Origin of the sequence: Pseudomonas sp. NFACC56-3 (assembly GCF_900100025.1) — a bacterium.
GTDB lineage: Bacteria > Pseudomonadota > Gammaproteobacteria > Pseudomonadales > Pseudomonadaceae > Aquipseudomonas > Aquipseudomonas fluorescens_AA.
In genome coordinates, this window is sequence record NZ_FMTK01000008.1 from 17,545 (window position 1) to 29,875 (window position 12,331).

Here is a 12,331-nt window from a genome sequence, read left to right on the forward strand (position 1 = left end):
AGAATGTTGTGGAGAAGGTCCTGAATTTCAAGCAAGGGCGCGTGCCGCTGTTGGTCAGCATGCCCCACGCCGGCCTGCGCCTGACCCCGGCGGTGAAGGCCGGGTTGATTCCCGAAGCCCAGAGCCTGCCGGACACCGACTGGCACATTCCCAAGCTCTATGAGTTCGCCAATGAGCTGGGCGCCAGCATCCTGGCCGCCGAGTATTCACGGTTCGTCGTCGACCTGAATCGCCCCTCCGATGACAAACCGATGTACGTCGGCGCCACCACCGGTTTGTACCCGGCGACGCTGTTCGATGGCGTGCCGTTATTTCGCGAAGGGCTGGAACCGTCGGCCGAGGAACGGGCGACGTATCTGCAGCAGGTCTGGATGCCGTACCACCAAGCGCTGCGGCAGGAACTGGTGCGGCTCAAGGCCGAGTTCGGCTACGCCTTGCTGTTCGACGCCCACTCGATCCGTTCGGTGATCCCGCACCTGTTCGACGGCAAGCTGCCGGACTTCAACCTCGGTACGTTCAACGGTGCCAGTTGCGACCCGACCCTGGCCAGCCAGCTCGAAGCCATCTGCGCCCGCCACGGCCAGTTCACCCATGTGCTCAACGGGCGTTTCAAGGGCGGACACATCACGCGGCACTACGGCAACCCGGCCGAAGACATCCACGCGGTGCAACTGGAACTGTGCCAGAGCACCTACATGGAAGAATTCGAACCGTTCAACTACCGCCCGGATCTGGCGGCGCCGACCCAGGTGGTGCTCAAGGAGTTGCTGGAAGGTTTCCTGGCGTGGGGACAGCAGGTTTACAAACACTGACCTGTGGCGAGGCCGCTTTTGTGGCGAGGGAGCTTGCTCCCGCTCGAGTGCGTAGCGCTCGTGAAATTTTGCGGGCCGCTGCGCAACCCAGCGGGAGCAAGCTCCCTCGCCACAAAAGCATTTCATGCCTCCCTACCTGTCGCCACCGTGCAAAACCGAGTCGCCACAGTTCATCTTGACCCCCTCGACGCTGCGTAATGTTCCGGTCACGGTGCGCGAAGACACCGCCCTACAATAATCCGCTGCCGCACGAGACCCTCGCGATGAAAAGACTGTTCAAACGCTGTCTGTCGTTCCTCTGCGGTACCGTTCTACTCAGCACCGGGGCGATGGCCGCCGAGCCTGCGTCCTGCCAGACCGTGCGCATGGGCGTGGTCAACTGGACCGATGTGATCGCCACCAGCGGCATGGCCGATGTACTGCTCACCGGCCTGGGCTACGACAGCAAGCAGACCAGTGCCGTGCAACAGATCATCTTCGCCGGCATCCGCGACAAGCGGCTCGACATCTTCCTGGGGTATTGGAAGCCGGCGATGGACAAGAACATCGCCCCGTTCCTGGCGGCCAACCAGGTGAAGGTACTGGACAAACCAAGCCTGGCCGACGCCCAGGCCACATTGGCCGTACCGGATTACGTGGCGGCGGCGGGCCTCAAGACCTTTGCCGACATCGCCCGGTTCAAGGATCAGCTTGGCGGCAAGATCTACGGCATCGAGCCGGGCAGCGGCGCCAACACCACCATCAAGACCATGATCGAGACCAACCACTTCGGCCTCAAGGACTTCAAGCTGATCGAATCCGGTGAAGCAGGCATGCTGGCGGCGGTACAGCGGGCGGTGAACCGCAAGGAGTTCGTGGTCTTCGTCGGCTGGACCCCGCACCCGATGAACATCAACATGAACATCACGTACCTGACCGGCAGCGAGGACGTCTATGGTCCGAACGAAGGCGCCGCGACCGTGTCCACCGTGACCGCGCCGGACTACGCCCAGCGTTGCCCGAATGTGAGCCGGCTGTTGGAAAACCTCACCTTCACCGCTGCCCAGGAGAGTCAGTTGATGGTGCCGATCATGGAGCGCAAGACACCCCAGGACGTTGCCCGCCAGTGGCTGCGCGAGCACCCCGAGGATCTTCAGCGCTGGCTGGCGGGTGTCACGAGCTTCGATGGCAAGGATGGCGTGGCGGCGGTGCAGGCCAGTCTCAAGAACTGAGGCAGTTTTCCGGGCACTGATAACCCCTGTGGCGAGGGAGCTTGCTCCCGCTTGAGTGCGCAGCGCTCACAAGATTCTTGGGGCGGCTGCGCCACCCAGCGGGAGCAAGCTCCCTCGCCACAAAAGCCTCCAAGCCACACCACGGCAAACCAAGATGACTTACCCACTCTCCCAGGCAATGTCAGCCTTCATCGACAAAACCCTGAGCTTCACCAGCGCGGACGACAGCCTCGTCGGTTCGCGCCAGGCCTACAGCCAGATGTGCCGGGCGTTCACTGCGCCTTGCCCGCCGACGCTGGCCATCGAGGATTTCGAACTGGCCGGCGTGGCGGTGCGGGCCTATTACCCGCAATGTGCGGCACCGCTCGCCGGCTGGCCATGCATGCTTTACCTGCACGGTGGCGGCTGGGTCGTGGGGGACCTGGATTCCCATGACTTCATCTGCATGGAGCTGGCCGCTGAGCTGGGCGCGTTGGTGGTGGCGGTGGATTACCGGCTGGCCCCGGAGCATCCGTTTCCGGCCGGTTTCGAAGATTGCCTCGCGGTGTGGCGCCACTTGGCGGACGCCCCGTTTGCCATCGACCCCCGTCGCCGGCTGGTGCTCGGTGACAGCGCCGGCGGCAATCTCGCCGCCGCGTTATGCCTGGCCTTGCGCGATGCCGGGCAACCGTTGCCCCGGGCCCAGGTCTTGATTTATCCGGCGCTCGGTGGCCCCGCGGATCTGCCGTCGCGTCACGAGTGCTTCGATGCCCCGCTCCTGAGCAGTCGCGACCTGGAGCGCTATGAGGCGCTGTACCTGGGTGGCGCTCATCCCTCGCCTTATGCCATGCCGTTACTCGCCGACAACCTGGACGGCTTGCCGCCGGCGCTGGTTGTCGTCGCGCAATGGGATCCACTGCGCGACGACGGCATCCTTTATTGCGAGCGGCTGAACGCCGCAGGGAGGGCCGCCGTGCTGTATGTCGGCAACGGGCTGGTCCACGGTTGCCTGCGTGGCCGGGGCCAGGTGCCGGAGGTCGATCGGATGTATCGCGCGCTGCTGGCGTACCTGGCTGACATGCTTTGACTGCGCAGGGGACATGCTCATTAAGGTCATTCGGGTTTATGATGCCGGACGGCAGACTAAATAGAAGTCCCTACAGGGATGACTCGACCCCTTACGGAGCGCGCAATGCAGACTTTGTACCCGCAGATCAAACCCCATGCCCGGCACGATCTGGCTGTCGATGACACCCATACGCTCTATGTCGATGAAAGCGGTTCCCCAGAAGGGCTGCCAGTGGTGTTCATTCACGGCGGCCCGGGTGCCGGCTGCGATGCGCAGAGCCGTCGCTACTTCGATCCGAACCTGTACCGCATCGTCACCTTCGACCAGCGCGGTTGCGGTCGGTCCACCCCCCACGCCAGCCTGGAAAACAACACCACCTGGGATCTGGTCGAAGACCTGGAGCGTATCCGCAAGCACCTGGGTATCGACAAATGGGTGCTATTCGGCGGTTCCTGGGGTTCGACCCTGGCCCTGGCGTACGCCCAGACCCATCCGGAGCGGGTGCATGGCCTGATCTTGCGTGGGATCTTTCTCTGCCGTCCGCAGGAAATCGAGTGGTTCTATCAGGCTGGCGCCAGTCGCCTGTTTCCCGACTACTGGCAGGACTACATCGCACCAATCCCGCTGGACGAGCGCGACGACCTGCTCAGCGCTTTCCACAAGCGCCTGACCGGCAACGACCAGATCGCCCAGATGCACGCGGCCAAGGCCTGGTCCACCTGGGAAGGTCGTACCGCCACCCTGCGTCCGAACCCGCTGGTGGTCGATCGCTTCTCCGAGCCGCAGCGGGCGCTGTCGATCGCCCGGATCGAATGCCACTACTTCACCAACAACGCTTTCCTCGAACCCAACCAGTTGATTCGCGACATGGGCAAGATCGCCCATCTGCCAGGCGTCATCGTGCACGGCCGCTACGACGTCATCTGCCCATTGGACAATGCCTGGGAGCTGCATCAGAACTGGCCCAACAGCGAACTGCAGGTGATCCGCGACGCCGGCCACGCCGCCTCGGAACCGGGGATTACTGACGCGTTGGTGCGCGCCGCCGCGCAAATGGCCCGGCGCCTGCTCGACTTGCCGCCCGAAGAAGCATGAAGGGGCTGTTGCAACGGGTGCGCGGCGCCCGGGTCGAGGTGGCAGGCGAAATCGTCGGGGCCGTGGACCAGGGCTTGCTGGTGCTGGTGGCCGTCGAGCCAGGGGACACCCGGGCCAGCGCCGACAAACTCCTGCACAAGCTGCTTAACTATCGGGTGTTCAGCGACGCCGAGGGCAAGATGAACCTGTCCTTGGCGGATGTCGGTGGTGGGTTGCTGCTGGTGTCGCAATTCACCTTGGCGGCAGACACCAAGAGCGGTCTGCGCCCGAGTTTTTCCACGGCTGCGCCTCCGGCCCTGGGCGAAGAATTGTTCAACTATTTGTTGAGTCAGGCGAAACAGGTGCATGGCACTGTGGCATCAGGTAGATTCGGCGCCGACATGCAGGTTCATCTGGTCAATGATGGCCCGGTAACCTTCCTGTTACAGTCCTGAAAGCGTTAGAAACATCTTTTCGGTTCTGTTTCGAGGTAAAACGGTGAGTTTTCTCGATAAATACTTTGCTACCCCTGATGCGTTGTCACGCGGGCTACTAGATAATCGCGCGCTACGGGGGATCAGCGTTCGCTGGTCCATTTGACTTAGGTAGAGAGTTGTCCTGGACCGTTTGGGGAATCATTTTGCCCCGTCGGAGTCGGAACAATGCTCGCCAACTTGGCAAGAGTGGTCCGCAGGAGCGGTTTTTCAGCGCCGTTACCGTGCAGATACTTTATCTGGCCGTTGGTTTTTTGATCAGTTTTCGGCGAGGGTTGCTCGTGATTGTTAGTCCCTGTAATGCACCAAAAATGACGGCCAAACGGTTGAGAAGCGCCCTGGTAACGGGCTCGGCCCTGTTGTGCCTGTTCGGCGCGGGCCAACTGTGGGCATTCAGCCTGGATGATGTATCGGCGAAGGCACAAGAATTGGCCGGGCAGAAGTTCGAAGCCCCGCGCAGCAATTTGCCGAACGAATTCCGCGAAATGAAATTCGCCGATTATCAGAAAATTCGTTTCCGCACCGAAAAAGCTGAATGGGCCGACCAGAAGACCCCGTTCCGGCTGTCCTTCTATCACCAGGGCATGCATTTCGACACACCGGTGAAGATCAACGAAATCACCGCGACCACCGTCGACGAGATCAAGTACGACCCGACACGTTTCGATTTCGGCGACGTGAAGTTCGATCCCAAGGCCACCGAACAGCTGGGCTACGCCGGTTTCCGCGTGTTGTACCCGATCAACAAGGCCGACAAGCAAGACGAAATCATGACCATGCTGGGCGCGAGTTATTTCCGCGTCATCGGCAAAGGCCAGGTCTACGGCTTGTCCGCTCGTGGCATGGCCATCGACACCGCGTTGCCATCCGGCGAGGAGTTCCCGCGCTTTCGCGAGTTCTGGATCCAGCGTCCGAAACCGACCGACAAGCACCTGGTGATCTTCGCCCTGCTGGATTCGCCACGGGCCACTGGCGCCTATCGCCTGATCGTGCGTCCGGGCACCGACACTGTTGTGGACGTGAAATCACGGGTGTTCCTGCGTGATCGTGTCAACAAGCTGGGCATCGCCCCGTTGACCAGCATGTTCCTGTTCGGCGCCAACCAGCCGTCCAAGGTGCTTAACTACCGTCGTGAACTCCACGATTCCAGCGGCCTGTCCATCCATGCCGGCAACGGCGAGTGGATCTGGCGTCCGCTGAACAACCCGAAACACTTGGCCGTGAGCAACTTCTCGGTAGAAAACCCGCGTGGTTTCGGCCTGCTGCAACGTGGTCGTGACTTCAGCCATTACGAAGACCTGGATGACCGTTACGAAAAACGTCCAAGCGCCTGGATCGAACCGAAAGGCGATTGGGGCAAAGGGACTGTCGATCTGGTTGAAATCCCGACCGCCGACGAAACCAACGACAATATCGTTGCGTTCTGGAGTCCGGAAAAACTGCCTGAGCCAGGCCAGCCACTGGACTTCGCCTACCGTCTGCACTGGACCCTCGACGAAGCCAACCTGCACTCGCCAGACAGCGCCTGGGTCAAGCAGACCCTGCGTTCGACCGGTGACGTGAAGCAGTCCAACCTGATCCGTCAACCGGACGGAAGTGTGGCTTACCTGGTGGATTTCGAAGGGCCGTCCCTGCAAGCGCTGCCTGAAGAGGCCGAGGTGCGTAGCCAGGTGAGCGTTGGCGACAACGCCGAGATCGTCGAGAACAGCGTGCGCTACAACCCTGAAACCAAGGGCTGGCGCCTGACGCTGCGCATGAAGATCAAGGACCCGAGCAAAGCGACCGAGATGCGTGCCGCATTGGTCAGGCCGCTTGTCCCTGTCGAGCTGCCAGCCACCACGCATTCCGTGACCACGCTGGCCAAGGCCGACAAGGTCGCCAAGCAGCAGAGCGAAAAAGAGCAAGCCAACGAGCAGGCCGGCGAGCCGAAAGAGGCCAAGGCCGTCAAGTCGTCCGCCGCCGCCGCTGCCGAGCCGACCCCAACCCCACAGGAACCGGAGCAGACTGAACAAGTCCTGACCGAGACCTGGAGCTACCAGTTGCCTGCCGATGAGTAATACGTCCGTACAACCAGAATCTCTGAGTGAGTATCTGGCCCATTTGCCGATGACCGACGAGCAGCGCGCCGAGCTGGCGGGCTGCACGTCATTCAGCGAATTGCACAAGCGCCTGGCTTCTTCGACATTCGACGCACCCAACGAGGCGGCGCAAGCCTCGGTGGGCCGTCGCCTGACGCTGAGCACTGCCGAGGAACTCGAGGATGCCGAAATGCTGGCCCTCGATGCCAACGGCCGGGTGTGCTTGAAGGCGACGCCGCCGATTCGCCGCACCAAGGTCGTGCCGGAACCGTGGCGCACCAATATCCTGGTGCGCGGTTGGCGGCGCCTGACCGGGCGTACCAACCCGCCGAAGCCGCCCAAGGATGAGCGCGTGCTGCCTCATGCGCGCTGGCGTACCGTGGGGTCGATCCGCCGCTACATCCTGCTGATCCTGATGCTCGGCCAGACCATCGTTGCCGGTTGGTACATGAAAGGCATCATGCCGTACCAGGGCTGGTCGCTGGTGGATCTGGACGAAGTCTTGCACCAACCGCTGCTGCAGACGGCCACGCAAGTGCTGCCGTATGCGTTGCAGACCAGCATCCTGATTCTGTTCGGGATCCTGTTCTGCTGGGTGTCGGCGGGTTTCTGGACGGCGCTGATGGGCTTTCTCGAATTGCTCACCGGCCATGACAAATACCGCATCTCCGGCGCCAGCGCTGGCAACGAGCCCATTCCCAAGGACGCCCGCACTGCGCTGGTGATGCCGATCTGCAACGAAGACGTGCCGCGGGTATTCGCCGGTTTGCGCGCGACTTTCGAGTCGGTGGCCGCCACCGGCGACCTGGATCGCTTCGACTTCTTCGTGCTCAGCGACAGTAACGAAACCGATATCTGCGTGGCCGAACAGCAGGCCTGGCTGGATGTCTGCCGTGAAACCGGGGGCTTCGGCAAGATCTTCTACCGCCGTCGTCGCCGTCGCGTGAAACGCAAGAGTGGCAACCTCGACGACTTCTGCCGTCGTTGGGGCAGCGACTACAAGTACATGGTCGTGCTCGACGCGGACTCGGTGATGAGCGGCGAATGCCTGACCAGCCTGGTCCGGCTGATGGAAGCCACACCGGACGCCGGCATCATCCAGACCGCGCCGCGGGCCTCGGGCATGGACACGCTGTATGCGCGCATGCAGCAGTTCGCCACCCGGGTGTATGGTCCGTTGTTCACTGCCGGTCTGCACTTCTGGCAGTTGGGCGAATCCCATTATTGGGGGCACAACGCGATCATCCGCATGAAGCCGTTCATCGATCACTGCGCCTTGGCGCCGTTGCCGGGTAAAGGCGCGTTCTCCGGCGCGATCCTGTCCCACGACTTCGTCGAAGCCGCGTTGATGCGTCGTGCCGGCTGGGGCGTGTGGATTGCCTATGACCTGCCGGGCAGCTACGAAGAACTGCCACCAAACCTGCTGGACGAACTCAAGCGTGACCGTCGCTGGTGCCACGGCAACCTGATGAACTTCCGGCTGTTCCTGGTCAAGGGCATGCACCCGGTGCACCGTGCGGTGTTCCTGACCGGCGTGATGTCCTACCTGTCGGCGCCGCTGTGGTTCTTCTTCCTGGTGCTGTCCACCGCGCTGCTGGCGGTGAACACATTGATGGAGCCGCAGTACTTCCTCGAGCCACGCCAGCTTTATCCGTTGTGGCCGCAATGGCATCCGGAGAAGGCCATCGCCCTGTTCTCGACGACCATCGTGCTGCTGTTCCTGCCCAAGCTCTTGAGCATCGTGCTGATATGGGCGAAAGGGGCGAAGGCGTTCGGTGGCAAGTTCAAGGTGACGTTGTCCATGCTGCTGGAGATGCTCTTCTCCATGCTGTTGGCGCCGGTGCGGATGATCTTCCACACCCGCTTTGTGCTCGCCGCATTCCTGGGCTGGGCTGCAACCTGGAACTCGCCCAAGCGTGACGATGACTCCACACCCTGGAGCGAAGCGGTCAAGCGCCACGGTCCGCAGACCTTGTTGGGCTTCTTCTGGGCCCTCCTGGTGATCTGGCTGAACCCGAGCTTCCTGTGGTGGCTGGTGCCGATCGTGGGTTCGCTGATGCTGTCGATCCCGGTGTCGGTGATCTCCAGCCGCGTGGGCCTGGGCTTGAAGTCCCGTGATGAAAGCCTGTTCCTGATCCCTGAGGAATACGCACCGCCGCAGGAGCTGCTGTCGACTGACCAGTACACCCATGAGAACCGTTGGCATGCACTGAACGACGGTTTCATCCGGGCGGTGGTCGATCCACAACAGAACGCCTTGGCGTATGCGCTGGCGACCTCGCGTCACGGCAAGGCCGAGCCGATCGAATGGCTGCGGGTCGAACGCGTTCGTCACGCCCTGAAGGTCGGCCCTGCCGGTCTCAGCAATGCCGAGCGGCTGGCCCTGCTGAGCGACCCGGTGGCCTTGTCTCGCCTGCACGAGCAGGTCTGGAGCGAGGCGCATCCCGAGTGGCTGGCAGCATGGCGTGAGTCGGTCAAGGCCGACCCTCATGCACCGCTGCTACCGCTACAGCCGGTGAGCGTGCAGCCTCAAGTGGCCTGATACGCAAAAAGCCCCGCTTCTGAAAGGAAGCGGGGCTTTTTGTTGGCCTAAGGATTTGTACGTGGGACTTCCGGATTTCGAGTGACTAGCGTTATTGAACAACTGGAGTGACATTGACGTCTGGACTGAGGAAGTCAATGTGAAAGCCGCTGGAACCATCCCCGATAGCCAAGTGGACACCGTTGATGCCCTCATTCATTTGAGAGTTCACCTTGTAATCTATGCAGGCTGCTATTTCCTCGTTGACGCCGATGGCGAATTCGGTGAGTCCGAGTCCTCGAGCCCCGGCAGCTAATTTCAATGTTTCGATATGCTCCTCGTTGTCGGCTTGTAAAGACGTGACCTTGTTTTCCACAACTGTCAGAAATCCTCCCGCCTTGGCTAGCGAGTCTGATAACAGCGCAAGCCTGGCTCGAATGTTCTTGGGTAATTGTGGGTTGGCTTTTCTTAATACTGTTAAGATTCCAGAAATCTTAATTTTTCCGTTCAAACAGAACGGGCAGCGTTCATGAATATTCATATGGGCATAGTGCACTTCGAAAAATTCGGCTGCTGAGTGTATGAAGTTCTCTGAAATATCCTCCTCTATCAAAGCGTAGGGCTCAGCCTGGCGGTTGAGTGTGACCTTTCCGAAAGTGTCTTCGCCTGATAGGAGAAAAGAGTCATAGGAGTTAAGCATGTTTAAAAAGAAACGCTGTCTTTCTAACGCTCTTCTGAAATCGCTGTTAAGCAGTAAGCGTAAACCGTAGTTCGCGCTACTGAAAGACGGATCGAAGACCTGTGCTGCGCAGAAAACGCTCTTCTTGACTGGGGTGGCCTTGGCAATCTCCAACGTGAGCTTGGCCGCGTTGTCGCTGAACGAGAAAATTATGCTATTTCGAGGAAGAGTACTGAGCTCGTGAATGTGCGCAGTGTTTAATCCTTGATGACTGCATTCATCAAGGAATTCTTGGGAGTCTGCAATGACCCAGAATTCTTCCTCTCCAAAAAGTGTGTGGATACTGGTCATGGATGACATGGATTGCTCCTGGGTAGGCGGACGGCATCTACAATGCCGTCCGCTGGTTAGCGGAAGTCAGTCCTCCATGTAGGCCCAAGCCAATGGAGCCCATCCAAAGTTTTCAGGGCCAGAGGTCATGCGACTCAGTTTTTCTGATGTATCTATTTGCTGTTTCATGGTTACCCTCCTTTTTGTTGGGAATCCCTTTGTCGAACAAGGGAGGTTGTATTAATTCAAGTATTTCTAATGTTTGGAATAGGTTTTTTTGAGTTTTTTAGAATGGATTGTGCTGTTTTTTGTTTGTTGGCTGCGAAGAGGTTATTTGTGTGGGAAGTGTCTGTAGCAGTTTTCTGAAATTTAAGTAAATGACCCGCTGGCGTTGTTTGGGTGGTCTAGTGTTGATAGGTTTTATTGCTGTTCGTTTGATGTTTTAAACTAAGGGGTCGGAAATGGCAGGTACAAAAAAATATTTGTCTGATGCAGCTCTCCAGCAGGCGCTGTCCGTAACAGACCTGACGGAAACACATACACCCGTCCACGCGGTTCGGCTGATGGTCGATGAGATTGTCGAGGGATTGATTCGTAACGGCTGGCCTCGGGCACGTATTCAGACTGGCCCGCGTATCGTGTCTGCCGAAGAAAACTATGGGCTACTGGGCTATGACCCGGCAGAGATCACCTTGGGCAGTGAACACACGCGCTGGGTGAGCGAACATTCGCTATTGCGCACGCAAACTACCAGCCAGATTCCCGTCGCCCTTCAACTGGCTGCTCAAGAGCGCAAGACGGGGGAAATGATCCTGCTCGCCGCTCCGGGCATCACATTTCGCCGCGACAGTCGGGATAGGTGGCATTGCGCCGAACCGCATCAAATGGATGTTTGGGTTCTGGGCGATCCAGAACTTTCGGATCGTGAGCATCTGTTGCGTCTGGTCGGCGATATTCTTGGCGCCGCGGTACCCGATAAGCCTTGGGTCTACAGCGACAGCCCGCATCACTACACCGAGGGTGGAATCGAAGTGAATGTATTGAACGACGGCGCCAATGTTGAAGTACTCGAATGCGGCCTCATCGCCACTTCGCTACTGAGGCGATTAAAAATTGATCCTCGGAGCCATGGTGGACTAGCGTTGGGAATGGGCCTGGATCGGTTGACGATGCTACGCAAGGGCATTCCAGATATCCGTTTGTTGCGAGACTCTAACGAACGAGTGCAGGCTCAAATGCAAGATCTGCGGCCATGGAGCGCCGTTTCGCGCTTGCCTTCGATTTCTCGAGATATTTCGGTGGCGGTGTCTCCTGGATTGAGCGAGGAGGTGCTGACGGAGAGGATGCTTCAGGCGGCCGGGGACTGTTCTGGCTGGATCGAGGAAATGCAGATCAAAGGACGTTGGGTTTCATCTGAATTGCCGCCCCAGGCTATTGAGCGGCTTGGCCTTCTGGCCGATCAGGAGAATGTTCTACTGCGCGTCGTACTGCGTGATTGTTCTCGGTCAATAACGACTGCGGAGGCTAATGCTTTGTATGAAAGGATTCAGTCGGCGTTGCACGAAGGCGCTCCGGGGGCAGGATACCGAATGGACTTGACGGTACGTTAATGCACTCGCCAATCGTGCTGGTTCCGTCTCCCAGATAAATCAAAATAGCCCCGCCTCTGAAAGAACGCGGGGCTTTTTGTTGGCGAGTTTTTTATCTGTGGTCCTGAGTTTTGCGGCGATGTTGGTCAGTGCTGCGGGTTGACGTTATCCAACAGTCGATTCGCCAACAAACCACTCAGTTCGATCAGTTGCAGGATGCCGAGGGCAACATGGCGTCGTGAGCCTTTCAGGTCGAACGCAAGGTCGCTGACCATGGCATCGGCTGAGGCCAGGGTTTCGCTGAGGTTGGCCAGCAGGCTTTCGGTGTCGATGCCGTCGACGATGGTGAAGAGCTGGCCTGGCGACGGTTTATTCTCGGATTTGGCCTGTTTGGGGTTCAGGTAGTAATCGAGCGCGCGATCAGAGGCTTCCTGGAGTTTCTTGGGGTCTGTTTCTGGTTCGGGTGGGTTGGGTGTGACCTTGTGCATGGTTGAC

At 59.5% G+C, this 12,331-nt stretch carries 10 protein-coding genes; 8 read left to right on the forward strand and 2 right to left on the reverse strand.

The features are described 5' to 3' along the window. Positions 1-8 precede the first annotated feature (8 nt). From hutG to mdoH, 7 genes are all read left to right on the forward strand, one after another. Positions 9-812, forward strand: coding sequence for an N-formylglutamate deformylase (gene hutG / locus BLO80_RS13375; RefSeq protein WP_092328787.1), 804 nt, complete (start codon positions 9-11; stop codon positions 810-812). 263 nt (positions 813-1,075) lie between these two features. Beyond that, positions 1,076-2,023: a choline ABC transporter substrate-binding protein gene (locus tag BLO80_RS13385; protein ID WP_092328792.1), complete on the forward strand. Its 948-nt coding sequence runs from the start codon at positions 1,076-1,078 to the stop codon at positions 2,021-2,023. Between the two features lie 154 nt (positions 2,024-2,177). Next, positions 2,178-3,089, forward strand: a complete 912-nt coding sequence (locus BLO80_RS13390) for an alpha/beta hydrolase (protein WP_256574204.1) — start codon at positions 2,178-2,180, stop codon at positions 3,087-3,089. A gap of 105 nt (positions 3,090-3,194) precedes the next feature. Continuing rightward, positions 3,195-4,166: a prolyl aminopeptidase gene (pip, locus tag BLO80_RS13395; protein ID WP_072407409.1), complete on the forward strand. Its 972-nt coding sequence runs from the start codon at positions 3,195-3,197 to the stop codon at positions 4,164-4,166. Continuing rightward, on the forward strand, positions 4,163-4,600 hold the full coding sequence (gene dtd / locus BLO80_RS13400; RefSeq protein WP_092201114.1) for a D-aminoacyl-tRNA deacylase: 438 nt from the start codon (positions 4,163-4,165) through the stop codon (positions 4,598-4,600). Before pip ends, dtd begins: the two co-directional genes overlap by 4 nt. A 320-nt stretch (positions 4,601-4,920) precedes the next feature. Next, a complete protein-coding gene (locus tag BLO80_RS13405; protein ID WP_092328991.1) occupies positions 4,921-6,696 on the forward strand; it encodes a glucan biosynthesis protein G in 1,776 nt (591 codons plus the stop codon). After that, positions 6,689-9,259 carry a glucans biosynthesis glucosyltransferase MdoH gene (gene mdoH / locus BLO80_RS13410; protein ID WP_072407405.1) on the forward strand — a complete coding sequence of 857 codons (2,571 nt, stop codon included), beginning with the start codon at positions 6,689-6,691 and terminating at the stop codon, positions 9,257-9,259. The genes BLO80_RS13405 and mdoH overlap by 8 nt, the downstream gene beginning before the upstream one ends. Before the next feature lie 91 nt (positions 9,260-9,350). Here mdoH and BLO80_RS13415 read toward each other — a convergent pair whose 3' ends face one another. Next, on the reverse strand, positions 9,351-10,277 hold the full coding sequence (locus BLO80_RS13415; protein ID WP_092328798.1) for a CgnE/CgnB domain-containing protein: 927 nt from the start codon (positions 10,275-10,277) through the stop codon (positions 9,351-9,353). A gap of 431 nt (positions 10,278-10,708) precedes the next feature. Between BLO80_RS13415 and BLO80_RS13420 the strand changes: the two genes are divergently transcribed. Next, complete coding sequence (locus BLO80_RS13420; RefSeq protein ID WP_092328800.1) at positions 10,709-11,857, forward strand: PheS-related mystery ligase SrmL; 1,149 nt, start codon at positions 10,709-10,711, stop codon at positions 11,855-11,857. Between the two features lie 125 nt (positions 11,858-11,982). Here the strand turns inward: BLO80_RS13420 and BLO80_RS13425 are convergent, their stop codons facing one another. Next, positions 11,983-12,324 (reverse strand): DUF6124 family protein, encoded by a 342-nt coding sequence (locus BLO80_RS13425; RefSeq protein ID WP_092328803.1) that lies wholly within the window; start codon positions 12,322-12,324, stop codon positions 11,983-11,985. Positions 12,325-12,331: the final 7 nt, after the last annotated feature.

Coding starts and splice junctions, on each gene's coding strand:
- BLO80_RS13385 (WP_092328792.1), top strand. CDS start 1,076: ATGAAAAGACTGTTCAAACGCTGTCTGTCGTTCCTCTGCGGTACCGTT.
- BLO80_RS13390 (WP_256574204.1), top strand. CDS start 2,178: ATGACTTACCCACTCTCCCAGGCAATGTCAGCCTTCATCGACAAAACC.
- pip (WP_072407409.1), top strand. CDS start 3,195: ATGCAGACTTTGTACCCGCAGATCAAACCCCATGCCCGGCACGATCTG.
- dtd (WP_092201114.1), top strand. CDS start 4,163: ATGAAGGGGCTGTTGCAACGGGTGCGCGGCGCCCGGGTCGAGGTGGCA.
- mdoH (WP_072407405.1), top strand. CDS start 6,689: ATGAGTAATACGTCCGTACAACCAGAATCTCTGAGTGAGTATCTGGCC.
- BLO80_RS13415 (WP_092328798.1), bottom strand. CDS start 10,277: ATGTCATCCATGACCAGTATCCACACACTTTTTGGAGAGGAAGAATTC.
- BLO80_RS13420 (WP_092328800.1), top strand. CDS start 10,709: ATGGCAGGTACAAAAAAATATTTGTCTGATGCAGCTCTCCAGCAGGCG.
- BLO80_RS13425 (WP_092328803.1), bottom strand. CDS start 12,324: ATGCACAAGGTCACACCCAACCCACCCGAACCAGAAACAGACCCCAAG.